This is a genomic window from Streptomyces wedmorensis, assembly GCF_000716445.1.
GTDB lineage: Bacteria > Actinomycetota > Actinomycetes > Streptomycetales > Streptomycetaceae > Streptomyces > Streptomyces wedmorensis.
This window is the reverse complement of record NZ_JNWK01000032.1, coordinates 55,089-69,248: the sequence shown is the minus strand read 5'-3', so window position 1 is coordinate 69,248 and position 14,160 is coordinate 55,089. Positions and strand designations below refer to the sequence as shown.

Sequence of the window (14,160 nt, the reverse complement as noted above, 5' to 3'; positions counted from 1 at the left end):
GCATTCCCGCCGCCTGTGGCCGGGGCCACACTCCCGGTATGGACACTTCCCTGCCGCCCGCGGACGAGCTGGTGCTCGTCGACCGCGAGCTGGCCCGACTCGACGCTCGCCGGTCCCAGCTGCTGGCCAGGCGCGCCTGGCTGATCCAGGCGCTGTACCGGCCGGTCTCCGCCGCGGCACCACAGCCGTACCCGCGCCCGCCGGTGGCGGACTCGACGCCGCGGAGCGCGCAGAACGTGCTGCTGACGCTGGGCGGGACGCTGCTGACGATCGCGGCGGTCGCCTTCACCCTGGTCAGCTGGGGCTCGATGGGGATCGGCGCCCGTTCCGCGGTGCTGTTCGTCGTGACGTCGGCGACGCTCGCGGCTCCGGTGGCGCTGCTGCGCCGGGGGCTGGTGTCGACGGCCGAGTCGGTGGCGGCGCTGGGGCTGGTCCTGATGGTGCTCGACGCGTACGCGCTGCACCGGGTGGCTCTGCCGGGGACGGACGGCCTGGGGTACACGGCGGTGGCCGCCGGTGTCCTCGCGGGCGCGTGGGCGGCGTACGGCTCGGCGCTCTCCCGGCTGCGGATCCCGCTGCCGGTGGCGGTGGTCGCGGCCCAGCTGCCGCTGCCGCTGGGCGCGCTCGCGGCCGGCGGCGGCCCGACGGCCGTCGCCTGGGCGGCCCTCGTCACGGCCTCCGCGGACGCGGCGGCGGCGCTGTGGACCCGGCCGGCGGCGGTCCGGATCACGGCGGGCGCGGCGGCGACGGCCCTCGGCGGCTGGGCGCTGCTGACGGGCGGCTGGCTCTCCCTCGTCTCCCCGTGGAGCGGCGCCGCTCTCCTCCTGGCGGGCGCGGTGGTCACCCTGTTCGTGGCCTGGCGTGTGCCCGCCTTCGCGGCTGCGGCCTCGGCGGTCGCGGGCCTCTCCGCCCTGGCGGCCGTCGGCGGCCTGCTGCGATCGGCGCTTCCCGCCGACTGGGCGGTGCCGGGTTACGTGCTGTGCGCGCTGGCCCTGGCCTCGGTCTGGCGCCTCGGCACCTCGGCGGGCGAGGAGACGGGGGCTGCGCCGGGCACGGGTGCGACGGCCACCGCGACGTCCGGCGGCGCGGCGGGCACGGCGGCGCCGGTGGACGTGCCCGGGAGCGGGCGGCCGCACGGCGCGGAGTCGGGCTCCGCGGTGCGAGCCGGCGGCCGTCTGCCGCACGGCGTCCGGCTCGGCCTCGCGGGTGCGGGTGCCGGGGTCGCGGCGCTCGGGGTCGTGTGGGCGCTGCCGCCGGTGGTGACCGGACTGCTCGGGCCGGTGGGCCGTACGACGGGTGTCTGGTCGGGCGAGCACGCCGAGCGGGTGCTGACGTCCTACCCGGCGACCGCCGCCCTGGTCCTCCTGGTGGCCGTCGCCGTCCTCGCGGCCGTCCCCCGGCTGTGGGCCCGCTGCGGGGCCGTCGCCCTCGCCTGGGCACTCCTCACCGCGCTGCCGGTCTCTCTGGACCTGTCCTACCCGGTGACGCTCTCCCTGCAGCTCCTCACCACGTCGGCCGCGCTGGTGGCGGCCGTCCGCCCCGGACTCCTGACGCGCGGCCTGCGCCCCGCGGAGGCGGCCGGTCATGCCGCACCCGCGGCCCAGGCGGCCGGGCCGACCGGTTCGGAGTCGGCGAGCGCCACCGGCGGCCCGGCGGCGCCGGTTGCCGGGCCGGGGACCCCTTGGGCGCCCTGGGCGCCGTCCCCGCTCCGGCCGGCGACGGCCGGTGTCGACGCCCGTGCCGCGATCGGCTGGTCCGCGTACGTCGGCGGGCTCGCGTCCGCGGTGAGCGCGGTCGGACTGGCGCTGGACGTGCGCGGGGCGACGTTCGCGGCCCTGGGGGTGCTGCTCGGGCTCTTCACGGGCGTCGCGGTGCTCGGTGCGGGCGCGCGCCGGGTGGTCTCCGCCGTCGCGGCGGTGCTCGCCGCGACGGGGCTGGTGATCGCGGTCGCGGCCGCGGGCGGGTTCGAGGACCACTGGACGGCGCTCACGCTGCTGCTCGTCCCGGCCGCGACGGCCGCGGTGGGCTCCCGGGCGCCGCGTCCGGTGGCCCTGGCGGTGGAGATCACGGGCGGCTCCGTGGGGCTGCTCGCCCTGGGGATCGCCGCGTCCCGGCCGGCTTTCCTGGCGCTCGCCCTTGCGCTCGGCGGAGTGATCGCGGCGGCGACGGCGGTACGGCCGGAGCGGCGGCGGTTCGCCTCGTGGACGGCGGCGGTGCTGTTCCTGCTGGCCACCTGGGTGCGCCTGGCCGTCTCGGACGTGACGACCCCGGAGGCGTACACCCTGCCGGTGACCGTCCCGGCACTCGTGGTCGGGTTCCTGCGGCGGCGCAGGGACGCGGAGGCCTCGTCGTGGACGGCGTACGGCCCGGGTCTCGCGGCGACGCTGCTGCCGAGCCTCGTGGCGGTGTGGACGGACCCGGAGTGGACGCGCCCGCTGGCCCTGGGGCTCGCGGCGCTCGCGGTGACGCTGCTCGGCGCGCGGTTCCGGCTCCAGGCCCTGCTCGTGCTCGGCGGCGCGGTGCTGGCCCTGGTCGGGCTGCACGAGCTGGCGCCGTATGTGGTGCAGGCGGTGGGCGCGCTGCCGCGCTGGCTGCCGCCGGCCCTCGCCGGGCTCCTGCTGCTCGGAGTGGGGGCCACGTACGAGCAGCGGCTGCGCGACGCCCGGCGGCTGCGGGAGCGGCTGGCGCGGATGCGGTGAGGAACGACGAAGGCCCGGAGACGGTGTTCCGTCTCCGGGCCTTCGTGCCGGGTGGTGGGCGATACTGGGATCGAACCAGTGACCCCTTCGGTGTGAACGAAGTGCTCTCCCGCTGAGCTAATCGCCCGGGCACACCCCAAACATTACCCCATGTCAGCGGGGCTCCCGAACCATTTCCGAGGTCACTCGTCGATCTTCCACGGCATGACGAAGCCGAACTTCCAGAGGTAGACACCGAGCAGGGCGGCGATGATCACCAGTCCGACGGTGGTGAGGATGATGTTCCTGCGGCGGACCTTGGGGTCGAGGGCGCGCTGGGCGGCCTCGGTGACCTTGCGCTTGGTCCAGCGGAGCACGAGCTGGGCCCACACGAACTCGGTCGCCCAGATCGCCATGCCGCCGAAGATGACCAGCCAGCCGGGCCCGGGAAGCGGCAGCATCACCACTCCGGCGCCGACCACGGCGAGTCCCACGATGAAGACGCCGACCTGCCAGCTCAGATGCAGGCCTCGGCGCGACTTGATGAACTCCGGTGCGCGGGATCCCAGTTCGGCTTCCTGGCCGTCTGCGGACTCCCCGGCGCGCTCGTCACTCTCCGCATTCATGCACTCCAACCTACCGGACCGGCGGCCCCCACCGGAATGGCGGTATTACCCAAAGTTACATGCGCCCGTACGAGCTACCTGAACGACCACAAAACCGACAGAGGGGTTTACAACGGCACCGGAGGTGGCATGTCGATTTCGCCGACGTGCGAATCCCCGAGCGCACACTGAGCGAAAGGCCCTGGCGCTTATGAACACCACGGTCAGCTGCGAGCTGCACCTGCGCCTCGTTGTGTCGAGCGAGTCCTCACTGCCTGTACCCGCGGGCCTGCGGTATGACACGGCCGATCCCTATGCCGTGCACGCCACCTTCCACACCGGAGCCGAGGAGACGGTCGAGTGGGTCTTCGCCCGCGACCTTCTCGCCGAGGGGCTGCACCGGCCCACCGGCACAGGCGACGTCCGCGTCTGGCCATCCCGTAGTCACGGCCAGGGAGTCGTCTGCATCGCGCTGAGCTCACCCGAGGGAGAAGCCCTGCTCGAGGCCCCGGCGCGGGCCCTGGAGTCGTTCCTCAAGCGGACCGACGCCGCCGTGCCACCGGGCACCGAGCACCGACACTTCGACCTCGATACCGAGCTCTCCCACATCCTGGCCGACAGCTGAGCCAGGCCGACAGCCGCACGGCGCCGTCCGACTCGGGGCGACGGCGCCGCGCGGACAGTCACACAGGCACGACATCCGGCGCTCCCACCGTGCAGCCGGCACGGTGGCGGGCGCCGTTGTCCTTTTCCGGGGCGCGCTAAAGTCAGCGCCATTCCGCGGGCGCCCGCCCGCGGCCGGCCAGGGAGCGAATCGTGCTGATCCCCCACGACACCCGGATCGCCCTCGACACCGTCGTCGATCTGATGAACACCGCCGCCCAGGGCGACCGCGCCGACGAACTCGCGGACCTCCCGGGACTGCACGCCTTCGTGCGGGCGCACAAGATCAGCGACGTGGGCGACCTCGGCGCCGACGACCTGCGGGCCGTGCGGGAGGTGCGCGAGAAGTTCGCGGCGGTCTTCTCCGCCCCCGAGGCCCGGATCGCGGCCCCGCTGATCAACCAGCTGGTGGCGGCGGCGGGCACCACCCCCCAGCTCACCGACCACGACGGCTACGACTGGCACGTCCACTACTTCGCGCCGGGTGCCTCCGTCGCGGACCACCTGGCGGCCGACTGCGGCATGGCGCTCGCGTTCATCGTCGTGGGCGGCGAGCAGGAACGGCTGCGGCGCTGCGAGGCGCCGGACTGCGGCCGGGCCTTCGTCGACCTCTCCCGCAACCGGTCGCGCCGCTACTGCGACAGCCGTACCTGCGGGAACCGGCTGCACGTGGCCGCGTACCGGGCTCGCCGCAAGGAAGCCGCGGGCTGACCGCCCCGGCCGGCGCGGAGGATCACAGCACGAAGAGATCGTGCAGGGCCGCCATCAGCAGCAGACAGCCGATCACCCCGAGGAAGATCATCAAGGGCGGCTGGGAGAGCGCGAACAGGCAGCCGCGCGGCTCGTCAGCGGGGGCTTCGGGGGAGGCGGGGAGGGGTTCCCGCGAGGTATCCAGCATCTCGGGGGGATGATGGCGCACAGCGCGCCCGTGAAATCCCGCAACACGCCCCACGGCAGGGGCCGTTCATCCCATCCCGTGGATCACGGGAACGGGAAGCGCCAGAAGTGATCAGATTCCGTGCTTCTTCAGAATCGCCTCGATGTCGCTGAAGTCGTCGCCGGGCGTCTGTCCGGCCCGCGGCTGCGCCGCGGTCACCCCGCGCGAGGGTGCCGACGCGGCCGGGGCGACGGCCTTCGGCTCCACTCCCCCGCCGGTCTGCCGGCGGCCGCCGCGGCGGCGCTCCACGGCCCGGGTCGACATGAAGAGCAGGAGGGCGAGGCCGAGCACGCCGAATCCCGCCCAGGCCACCGGGCTGAAGGCCGTGTCCACGATCCACTGGACGGCGCCCGTCATCACCAGGCCGAGCGGCACCAGGGCGTAGGCCGCGATCCGCGTCGCGGACAGGAAGCGCTTCCGGTAGGCCGCGATCGCGGCGATGCCCAGGCCCGCCACGGACACCGCGGAGCAAATGGTCTCGGCGAGCATGCGGTCCTCCAGGTCCGGGTGATACGTCCCTTCCATCCTGCACCGGCGGAACCGTCCGCGGCCATGTCCCGGGCCCTGTCTCAGGGAGATCTCCGGGTCACCCCGGCCGGATCTCCTCCTCAGGGAGTGCTCCGCCGGGTCAGGCGGGGCCGACCGGCGGGACGGCCCCGGGGCCCGGTGAGGGAGACTGCTGTCATGAGCGACTCCACCACCGCATCCGCCTCCCCCCTCGTCCTCGAGGCGTGGTTCGACCTCCAGTGCCCCGACTGCTTCACCGCCCTCGACGACGTCCGCGCGCTGCGCGAGCAGTACGGCGACCGGCTCGACGTACAGCTGCGCCACTTCCCGCTGGAGAAGCACAAGCACGCGTACGCCGCCGCGCAGGCCGCTGAGGAGGCCTTCGAGCAGGGCAAGGGCTGGCCGTACGCGGAGGCGCTGCTCGCCAGGACCGCCGAGCTGGGCGACCGGGGCGAGCCGGTCCTCCTGGAGGTCGCCGCCGAACTCGGTCTGGACTCCGAGGAGTTCGACACCGCGCTGATCGACGGCCGGCACCTGCTGACGGTGGACGCGGACGAGGCCGAAGGCAAGGCGATCAAGGTCACGGGCACGCCGACCTACGTCATCGGCGGCGAGCGCCTGGACGGCGGCAAGAGCCAGGAGGGCCTGCGACAGCGGATCGCGGAGATCGCCGACCGCCTCCTGAACGGCTGAGCACCCGGGGCCGGGCGGGGCCCCTGGGCCCTGTCCGGAAAGCCCCCTGGCTCTCCGAGCAGACGGCGCTGCTTTACGGACACGACCTGGCACCCGGGGCCGGACGGGCCCTAGCGCAGCTCCTTGGCGCTGTTGACGAGGGTCGTGCGGAAGCCCAGGGACTCGTAGAGCCGGATCGCCGGGGTGTTGCCGGCGAAGACGTGCAGCCCGAGCCGGGTGTCGCCGGTCTCCCGTGCGATCCGCTCGGCGAGCAGCATCAGCGCCCGGCCGTAACCACGGCCGCGCTGGGCCTCGTCGACCTCGATGTCGTACACGAAGGCCGCCCACGAACCCGGTTCGAGCTCGATCCGGCCGGTCCACAGGAAGCCGGCGGGCAGACCGTCCCGGACGACGACGTGGATCGCGACGCCGGGGGTGGCCAGGCCTTCGGGGAGGTAGCGGCGGTGGCTGTCCTCGGCCTTGGTGCGGGCCTGCTCCTCGGGGACGCCCCGGTCGATCCAGTTCTGCGCGAAGCCCGCCTTGGCCCGCGCCTCCCACTCCCCGTACTCGGCTTCGGTCATCGGCCGGACCTCGACGCCCTCCGGCAGCGCCGGCGGCTCGGCGGCCAGTTCCTTGACCATGTTGCGGCTGCGCTCGGTGTAGCCGAGCGAGCGGGCCATCCGCAGCGCCGCCTCGGCGTCGGCGGGCACCGATATCTGCACCTCGACGCAGCCCCAGCCCCGCAGCACCTCCTCGGAGGCGAGCGCGGCGACCGTGCCCCGCCCGCGCCGCCGGTCCGGTTCGTCGACCCGGAGCTCGTCGATCACGCCCGACGCGGCCCCGAAGCGGGGGTCGGTCGAAAGCCGGACGGCGCCGACGCGGCGGCTGTTCACGCACACGTCGTAGACCCGGGAACGGCCGCCGTCGGGCGTCTGCTGAAGCGGCTCGGCCGGCCGCAGGGTGGTGGTCATCAGAGGAGTTCTACCCACCCCGGAGCCGTCCGTCATCCGGTTTTGCGCGGGCGTTCGGCGACGCCCGCGCCGCCGGGCCTACGCGAGGCGCGGGTCCCGGTCCCGTGCGGCGCGCTCGTCGAAGATCCGCATCGCCTTGGCGGTGACCGGACCGGGCGCGGGCGTCAGTTCCCGCCCGTCGACCCGGTGCACGCCCTGGACGTCGCGCAGGGTCGAGGTCAGGAAGATCTCCTCGGCGCTCTCCAGGACGTCCAGCGGCAGATCGGCCTCCTCCGCGCCGGTCCACTCCACGGCGAGGGCGCGGGTGATGCCCGCGAGGCAGCCGGAGGAGACGGGCGGGGTGAGGATCCGGCCGTCGACCACGACGAAGACGTTGGAGCCGGTGCCCTCGCACAGCCGCCCCACGGTGTTGGCGAAGAGCGCCTCGGTGGCGTCCTGCTCGCGCGCCCTGGCGAGGGCGACGACGTTCTCGGCGTACGAGGTGGTCTTGAGCCCGGTCAGGGCGCCGCGCTCGTTGCGCGTCCACGGCACCGTGATCACCGCGGTGGAGTCGGCGCGGCGGCTCGTCTCCCCGAGGGCCACGACGAGGCCGGCGCCGGAGTCGCCGCGCTCCGAACCGAGCGGGGAGACCCCGCCGGTGTACGTGATGCGGAGCCGGCCGAGTTCCATCGGGTTGGCGTCGATGACGGCCGCGACGGCGTGGCGGACCTCGTCGAGGTCCGGGTCGGGCAGGCCGAGACCACGGGCGGAGCGGCCGAGGCGCTCCAGGTGGAGGGTGAGAGCAAACGTTTCGCCACGCTCGGTCTTGACCGTCTCGAAGATGCCGTCGCCGACGGTCAGCCCGTGGTCCAGTACGGAGACCCGGGCGTCCTCCTCGTCGTGCAGCCCGCCGTTGACCCACAGTTTCATCGAGAAACGACCTTTCCACTCGCCTCACGGGCGTCCGCCTCGTAGGCGCCCGACGCTATCGCGACCAGCCGGGCCGCCTTCAGCTCGGTCTCCTCCCACTCGCGCTCCGGGTCGGACCCCCAGGTGATCCCGGCGCCGGTGCCGAAGCGGAGCACGCCCTCGGGGCGGTCGATCCAGAAGGTGCGTATGCCGACGGCCAGCTGCGCGGTGCCCGCGTCGGCGTCGACCCAGCCGAGGCCTCCGCAGTACGGGCCCCGGGGCGCGGTCTCCAGCGCCTCGATGATCCGCAGGGCGCTGGACTTGGGCGCCCCGGTGACGGAGCCGGGCGGGAAGGTCGCGTCGAGCAGTTCGGGCCAGCCGGCGTCCTCGCGCAGGATGCCGGTGACGGTGGAGACGAGGTGGACGAGGCCGGGGTGCTCCTCCAGCGCGCAGAGCGCGGGGACGGCGACGGAGCCGGTCTCGCTGACGCGCCCCAGGTCGTTGCGGACCAGGTCGACGATCATGACGTTCTCGGCGTGGTCCTTGGGGAGCAGGTCGGCGGCGGTCCGTCCGGTTCCCTTGATGGGTCCGGAGGAGATCAGGGCCCCCTCCTGGCGGAGGTAGAGCTCGGGGGACGCGGTCGCGATCTCCACGCCGTGGGCGGGCAGCCGGATCGTTCCGGCGTAGGGCGCGGGGTTGCCCCGGGCGAGCAGCGCCGTGAGGGCGTCCACGTCCGCGGCGGCCGGGTCCGGCAGCGGAGCGGTCAGGACGCGGCAGAGGTTCGCCTGGTAGACCTCGCCGCGCGCGATGTGCTCGCGCACCCGGCGGACGCCCGCGATGTACGCGGCGCGGTCGAGCGAGGACTTCCAGTCACCGGCTGCGGGACCGCGCCAGGCGCCCGGGACCGGCGCGGGCACCTGTTCGCGCCGCACGTCTCCGAAGCGGGCGCAGGTGAGGCGCCCTTCGAAGTCCGCGCAGACGGCCCAGAAGCCGGCGGAGTCCAGGGCCTCGGGGTCGTGGGTGACGTCCCGGAGATCGGTCGCGACGAGGCCGCCGAAGCGGGCCAGAGGAGCAAGGTCGTGCACGCATCGAGTCTAGGTCCGCCGACGGCCCGGCACCGGGTCGCGCTCCGCGGGGGCTCCGCGCCACTCCGGGAACACGGCGAGTGAACGCCACGGGAACCCTCCGGGGTGCCCGGCCGGCCGGGCCGGTCGCCCCGCAGGTCAGCACGCTGCGGAAACGCGTTTTTGTACTGGCCCAGGAATCCGCTAGAGTTCAACACGTCGCCGGGACGCGCAAGCGGAACGGAAACGACAAGCGGACGTGGCTCAGTTGGTAGAGCATCACCTTGCCAAGGTGAGGGTCGCGAGTTCGAATCTCGTCGTCCGCTCGATGTGGGGGATCTTCCCGAACCCCCGTATTCACTCCTGGTGGAGTGGCCGAGAGGCGAGGCAACGGCCTGCAAAGCCGTCTACACGGGTTCAAATCCCGTCTCCACCTCCAAGGACGATTAGCTCAGCGGGAGAGCGCTTCCCTGACACGGAAGAGGTCACTGGTTCAATCCCAGTATCGTCCACTGGATCTTCGGATCCCGGATCTTCGGATCCCCCGCGCGATTAGCTCAGCGGGAGAGCGCTTCCCTGACACGGAAGAGGTCACTGGTTCAATCCCAGTATCGCGCACGCAGTACCGACACCTTCGGGTGTGCCCGCGCGATTAGCTCAGCGGGAGAGCGCTTCCCTGACACGGAAGAGGTCACTGGTTCAATCCCAGTATCGCGCACCATACGAAGCCCCCGGCCGCATCGCGGCGGGGGCTTCTTCGTATCGATCGGCAGGTGAACGGCGGTCGGCGCCCGTGGGCGCCGACCCGTTCCGTCCGGAGGGGATCAGGAGGAGAAGAGCATCCGCCCGAAGCCGCGCTGGCGGTAGTGACCGCCGCCGTGGTGACCGCCGTGGTGCGGGGCACCCCAGGCCGGGGCGGCGGGCTGCGCCGGGTAGGCCGGCGGAGCGGGCGGGGCCTGCTGGGCCCACTGGGACTCCAGGCGGGTCAGGGCCTCCAGCTCGCCGAAGTCCAGGAATATGCCGCGGCAGCCGCTGCACTGCTCGATCTGGACGCCGTTGCGGTTGTACGTGTGCATGGCCGCATGGCACTTGGGACACTGCATGCTCGGCTCAACTCCCTGACATCGCCGTTCGAATGGTGGCCTTACCTTACGTGGACGCCGAACCGGCCGAGTCGGTTCGATGTCCGGCGATACGCGCACAAGTGTCGATCATCACGACTTCCACCTCGTCCAGCTCCCGTCGGCCCGCCGTCGCCTTGGCCACGGCCAGCGCGGCCGTCTGGACCGTCAGGGCCCGCGCCGGCACGTCGAGTCGCACCCACGGGTCGGCCCCCACCGCGGGACCTGCCGCCTCCTGGTACGCGCCGAGGAACCGCGACCACACCTCCGGGGGCAGGATGCCCGCCGCGAACCACGCGGCGGGCCGGGCCAGATCCCACGCCGGGTCGCCGAGACCGACGTCGTCGATGTCGATCAGCCGCCACCGCCCCGGCGCCCGGTCCGCCGCGGTGCCGCCGTCGCGGACCAGCTGACCGAGGTGGAAATCGCCGTGGCAGAGGGTGCGGACGGCCTCCGCCGTACCGCCCTGACCGGTATCGGGACCGCCGTCGCGGTCGGGGAGGGTGCGCCAGGCGCCGAGCACGGTGGCGGTCGCCGGGTGGCCCGGCGCCGCGCGGACCATCCGGTCCACGGCCAGCCGCACCTTCACGCGGGCCCGCATCTCCGGGAGGCCCGCCGCCGACCCGCCCGGCGGCGGGGTCCGGTGGAGCGCGGCGAGCAGTCGGGCCGCCTCCTCCCAGGGGGCGGCGTCCGGGTCCTCCGGGTCGACGGGAGACCCGTACGGCCAGACCGTGACGGGGCGGCCGTCGAACCCGTCCTGCGCGTCGAGGCCCGCGTCCGCGAACGGGAGCGGCGGCAGGAAGACGCCGGCGACGTCCCCGTGCCCGGCGAGCGCGAGCCGCGCCCGGTGCGCCTCCGGATCGGTGTCGGGAGCATGCGCCTTGACGACGAGCGCCCCGTGCCGCACGACGGTCCCGTCGTCCCGGTCGGCGAGCACCCCCACGACTCCGCTCGCGCAGCGGCAGGCCGCACCGGCCCCATGGGCGGCGTCCCGCGCGACGGCGGCGAGCCGGTCGAGCGGGTCGTGCGGGGCGGGCGGGGCGGGCGACCTCGGCGAAGGCAGGGTGGGCGCGGGTGGGGTCTGCGCGGGTGGGGTCGGGGCGGTGGAGTCCACGCGGGGAGCGTACGTCGTGGGGGCCCGGTCCCACTCCCCCGGCCGCCCCCGAAGGCGAGGAGGACCGGAGGGGAAAGCGCGAGGGCCGGTCGGCTCCCCAGGCGAGGAGGACCGGAGGGGAAAAGCGCGAGGGCCGGTCAGCTCCCCAGCTGACCGGCCCCACGCTGCCGTCCGCCGCACCCCCGTCCCCACGGGGCTGATGGCCGGATGTCCCGACCCGGGCCGCTCTCCCGGGTCCGGGGCGCCGCTCAGCGCCCCAGCATCACGCCCACGGACGACGCCTGTGTGACCACCGCGTCCCAGCCGCCGAAGACGACTACGAGCAGGGCCGCGAGAGGGAGGACCATGGCGGTGGCCACCAGGGGGTGGCGCTGGCTCGAAGGCCGGGTGCTCGTCCGCGGTGCCGTGAAAGCCATGGGTCCTCTCCTGTCATGTCTGGCGCGGCGGGTGCGTGACCTCGGGGGACGAGTGCTGCACCCGCCGCTTGAGTTCAAGACTAGGGAGCGGGGAGCGCCGGGACGTCATGCCCGCGTACCGACTTGCGGGCCTCCCGGAGGATGACGCCCGCCCGTGCGGCGTACTCCCCTGGGTGGAGACGGGGGCTCCGATCACGGGGTCTTCCCGGAGGGGTCGGGGTGGCGGCGTGACTTCGCTCACTTCGCGGGGTGCGGGGTGCGGACCGCGGCGGGCCGGGGCGCCGGGCGGGCCGCGGGGCCGTCGCCCCGTCTTCGCGACGCTGCGTCAAGTGGGTTCCGGGCAAAGGTGGTTGGAAAGTGCCGCCGTCCCGTGCGGACCCGCGGGGTTCCCGTCAGCACTGACAATCGATCCCGGCGGAGGGCGCGGCCTATGAGCGCGTGCGGGCGCCACTACGTAAGCTGTGCCACGTCGAACGGACGAGGGGACGGACATGGCGATGATGCGGCTCCGGCGCGAGGATCCGCGGATCGTCGGGTCGTTCCGGCTCCACCGCAGGCTGGGGGCCGGCGGGATGGGCGTCGTGTACCTGGGGTCCGACCGGCGCGGCCAGCGGGTGGCGCTGAAGGTGATCCGGCCGGATCTGGCCGAGGACCAGGAGTTCCGGTCGCGGTTCGCCCGTGAGGTGTCGGCCGCCCGGCGGATCCGCGGCGGTTGTACGGCCCGGCTCGTGGCCGCCGACCTGGAGGCCGAGCGCCCCTGGTTCGCGACCCAGTACGTGCCCGGTCCCTCGCTGCACGACCGGGTCGCCGAGGAGGGCGGGCTCCGCGCCGCCGACGTCGCCTCGATCGGGGCCGCGCTCTCGGAGGGCCTGGTCGCCGTCCACGAGGCCGGGGTGGTGCACCGCGACCTGAAGCCGTCGAACATCCTGCTCTCCCCCAAGGGCCCCCGCATCATCGACTTCGGCATCGCGTGGGCCACCGGGGCGAGCACCCTGACCCACGTGGGCACGGCGGTCGGATCGCCCGGCTTCCTCGCCCCCGAGCAGGTGCGCGGCGCGGCGGTCACCCCGGCGACCGACGTGTTCTCGCTCGGTGCCACCCTCGCGTACGCGGCGATGGCGGACTCGCCCTTCGGACACGGCAGTTCCGAGGTCATGCTGTACCGGGTGGTGCACGAGGAGCCCCAGCTGCACGGGGTGCCGGACGCGCTGGCGCCGCTGATCCGGGCCTGTCTGGCGAAGGACCCCGAGGACCGGCCCAGCACGCTCCAGCTGTCGATGCGGCTCAAGGAGATCGCGGCGCGCGAGGCGCAGGGGCTGCCTGTCTCACGGCCGCCCGCGCAGCGGGAGCGCATCGAGGAGCGGAGCCCCGCCCGGCCGACGGAGCGGTACACCGAGCGGGACACGCGCGGTCGCGACGCCGAGCGCGGCACGGACCGCGACCGGGGTGCGGACCGTGACCGGACGGCCGGGCGTGGCCCGGGACCGTCGTCTCGGCCGTCCGGGGGCTCGCGGACCGGTGGCTCGCGCCCCCAGTCGCGGACCGGCACCAGGCCCGGCGCCCGCTCGACGTCCACCGGCCGCCGGCCGGCCAACCCTCGGCTGCTGCGCCAGCGGCTGTTCGTCTTCGTGGTCGTGACCCTGGTCGTGGCCCTGGGGATCGCCGCGGCCCAGGCCCTGCAGGGCTGACGAGAGACCCGGCTGCTCAGGACTCCGGGCGGCCGGTGGCCACCGCGTAGAAGGCGACCGCGGCGGCGGCTCCCACGTTCAGGGAGTCGACGCCGTGGGCCATGGGGATGCGGACCCATTCGTCGGCGGCGCGCAGCGCCTGCGTGGAGAGGCCGTCGCCCTCCGCGCCGAGCATCAGGGCCACCCGGTCCAGCTTGTGCGGGGCGGCCTCGTCGATGGAGGTCGCCTTCTCGGCCGGGGTGAGGGCGAGGAGCTTGAACCCGGCCTCCCGTACGGCCTCCAGACCGCGGGGCCAGGTGTCGAGGCGGGCGTACGGGACGGAGAAGACCGCACCCATGGAGACCTTCACCGAGCGCCGGTAGAGCGGGTCCGCGCAGTCCGGGGAGAGCAGGACGGCGTCCATGCCGAGGGCGGCGGCGCTGCGGAAGATGGCGCCGATGTTGGTGTGGTCGTTGACCGACTCCATGACGACCACGCGCCGGGCGCCGACGAGCAGTTCGGCGGCGTCCGGGAGCGGCTTGCGCTGCATGGAGGCGAGCGCGCCGCGGTGCACGTGGTAGCCGGTGACGCGTTCCGCGAGGTCCGGCTGGATCGCGTACACCGGCGCCGGGACCTCGTCGATGACGTCCCGCATGACGTCGACCCACTTGGCGGAGAGCAGCATCGACCGCATCTCGTACCCCGCCTGCCTGGCGCGGCGGATGACCTTCTCGCCCTCCGCGATGAACAGGCCCTCGGCCGGCTCGCGTCTGCGCCGGAGCTCGACGTCGGTCAGGCCGGTGTAGTCGCGCAGGCGCGGGTCGTCGGGGTCGTCGATCGTGATGAGTTCGGCCACG

At 74.0% G+C, this 14,160-nt stretch carries 15 protein-coding genes and 6 tRNA genes; 10 read left to right on the top strand and 11 right to left on the bottom strand.

Annotated features, from left to right (window positions below; genetic code table 11):
• The first annotated feature begins 38 nt into the window (after positions 1 to 38).
• Entirely contained in the window at positions 39 to 2,699 is a 2,661-nt protein-coding gene (locus OO54_RS24270) for an SCO7613 C-terminal domain-containing membrane protein (RefSeq protein WP_033206497.1), read from the top strand.
• Between the two features lie 52 nt (positions 2,700 to 2,751).
• On the opposite strand, the gene OO54_RS24265 is transcribed toward OO54_RS24270, so the two are convergent.
• Positions 2,752 to 2,826 (bottom strand) — tRNA-Val (locus OO54_RS24265).
• A gap of 55 nt (positions 2,827 to 2,881) precedes the next feature.
• Positions 2,882 to 3,304, bottom strand: a complete 423-nt coding sequence (locus OO54_RS24260) for a TIGR02611 family protein (protein ID WP_017241786.1) — start codon at positions 3,302 to 3,304, stop codon at positions 2,882 to 2,884.
• 190 nt (positions 3,305 to 3,494) lie between these two features.
• On the opposite strand from OO54_RS24260, the gene OO54_RS24255 reads away from it, so the two are divergent.
• Positions 3,495 to 3,908, top strand: a complete 414-nt coding sequence (locus tag OO54_RS24255) for an SsgA family sporulation/cell division regulator (RefSeq protein ID WP_015032345.1) — start codon at positions 3,495 to 3,497, stop codon at positions 3,906 to 3,908.
• Positions 3,909 to 4,099: 191 nt separating this feature from the next.
• Positions 4,100 to 4,657, top strand: a complete 558-nt coding sequence (locus tag OO54_RS24250) for a CGNR zinc finger domain-containing protein (RefSeq protein WP_033206494.1) — start codon at positions 4,100 to 4,102, stop codon at positions 4,655 to 4,657.
• Positions 4,658 to 4,679: 22 nt separating this feature from the next.
• Here OO54_RS24250 and OO54_RS46455 read toward each other — a convergent pair whose 3' ends face one another.
• Together OO54_RS46455 and OO54_RS24245 are read right to left on the bottom strand one after the other, a co-directional pair.
• Entirely contained in the window at positions 4,680 to 4,844 is a 165-nt protein-coding gene (locus OO54_RS46455; RefSeq protein ID WP_017241784.1) for a hypothetical protein, read from the bottom strand.
• A 111-nt stretch (positions 4,845 to 4,955) separates the two neighbouring features.
• On the bottom strand, positions 4,956 to 5,408 hold the full coding sequence (locus OO54_RS24245) for a hypothetical protein (protein ID WP_033206491.1): 453 nt from the start codon (positions 5,406 to 5,408) through the stop codon (positions 4,956 to 4,958).
• A gap of 159 nt (positions 5,409 to 5,567) precedes the next feature.
• On the opposite strand from OO54_RS24245, the gene OO54_RS24240 reads away from it, so the two are divergent.
• Positions 5,568 to 6,083, top strand: coding sequence for a DsbA family protein (locus OO54_RS24240; protein ID WP_033206490.1), 516 nt, complete (start codon positions 5,568 to 5,570; stop codon positions 6,081 to 6,083).
• 110 nt (positions 6,084 to 6,193) lie between these two features.
• On the opposite strand, the gene OO54_RS24235 is transcribed toward OO54_RS24240, so the two are convergent.
• The 3 genes from OO54_RS24235 to OO54_RS24225 form a co-directional block, all read right to left on the bottom strand.
• On the bottom strand, positions 6,194 to 7,033 hold the full coding sequence (locus tag OO54_RS24235; RefSeq protein ID WP_033206488.1) for a GNAT family N-acetyltransferase: 840 nt from the start codon (positions 7,031 to 7,033) through the stop codon (positions 6,194 to 6,196).
• 78 nt (positions 7,034 to 7,111) lie between these two features.
• Entirely contained in the window at positions 7,112 to 7,942 is an 831-nt protein-coding gene (locus tag OO54_RS24230; protein ID WP_033206485.1) for an aminotransferase class IV, read from the bottom strand.
• Positions 7,939 to 9,006, bottom strand: coding sequence for a chorismate-binding protein (locus tag OO54_RS24225; protein ID WP_033206482.1), 1,068 nt, complete (start codon positions 9,004 to 9,006; stop codon positions 7,939 to 7,941). The genes OO54_RS24230 and OO54_RS24225 overlap by 4 nt, the downstream gene beginning before the upstream one ends.
• 232 nt (positions 9,007 to 9,238) lie before the next feature.
• On the opposite strand from OO54_RS24225, the gene OO54_RS24220 reads away from it, so the two are divergent.
• From OO54_RS24220 to OO54_RS24200, 5 genes are all read left to right on the top strand, one after another.
• Positions 9,239 to 9,311, top strand: a tRNA-Gly gene (locus OO54_RS24220).
• A 39-nt stretch (positions 9,312 to 9,350) separates the two neighbouring features.
• Positions 9,351 to 9,424 (top strand) — tRNA-Cys (locus tag OO54_RS24215).
• A gap of 1 nt (position 9,425) precedes the next feature.
• A tRNA-Val gene (locus OO54_RS24210) sits at positions 9,426 to 9,497 on the top strand.
• 34 nt (positions 9,498 to 9,531) lie between these two features.
• Positions 9,532 to 9,603: transfer RNA gene (locus OO54_RS24205), tRNA-Val, on the top strand.
• A 28-nt stretch (positions 9,604 to 9,631) separates the two neighbouring features.
• A tRNA-Val gene (locus tag OO54_RS24200) sits at positions 9,632 to 9,706 on the top strand.
• A 103-nt stretch (positions 9,707 to 9,809) separates the two neighbouring features.
• Here OO54_RS24200 and OO54_RS24195 read toward each other — a convergent pair.
• From OO54_RS24195 to OO54_RS46450, 3 genes are all read right to left on the bottom strand, one after another.
• The gene (locus OO54_RS24195) at positions 9,810 to 10,088 is read right to left on the bottom strand and encodes a TFIIB-type zinc ribbon-containing protein (protein ID WP_017241778.1); all 279 of its coding nucleotides are present in this window, start codon (positions 10,086 to 10,088) and stop codon (positions 9,810 to 9,812) included.
• A 46-nt stretch (positions 10,089 to 10,134) separates the two neighbouring features.
• Positions 10,135 to 11,169 (bottom strand): aminoglycoside phosphotransferase family protein, encoded by a 1,035-nt coding sequence (locus OO54_RS24190; protein WP_051787147.1) that lies wholly within the window; start codon positions 11,167 to 11,169, stop codon positions 10,135 to 10,137.
• 299 nt (positions 11,170 to 11,468) lie between these two features.
• Positions 11,469 to 11,636: a hypothetical protein gene (locus OO54_RS46450; protein ID WP_017241776.1), complete on the bottom strand. Its 168-nt coding sequence runs from the start codon at positions 11,634 to 11,636 to the stop codon at positions 11,469 to 11,471.
• Positions 11,637 to 12,127: 491 nt separating this feature from the next.
• On the opposite strand from OO54_RS46450, the gene OO54_RS24180 reads away from it, so the two are divergent.
• Entirely contained in the window at positions 12,128 to 13,324 is a 1,197-nt protein-coding gene (locus OO54_RS24180) for a serine/threonine-protein kinase (protein WP_033206478.1), read from the top strand.
• A 16-nt stretch (positions 13,325 to 13,340) separates the two neighbouring features.
• Here OO54_RS24180 and OO54_RS24175 read toward each other — a convergent pair whose 3' ends face one another.
• Complete coding sequence (locus OO54_RS24175; RefSeq protein ID WP_017241775.1) at positions 13,341 to 14,159, bottom strand: TrmH family RNA methyltransferase; 819 nt, start codon at positions 14,157 to 14,159, stop codon at positions 13,341 to 13,343.
• Position 14,160 lies beyond the last annotated feature (1 nt).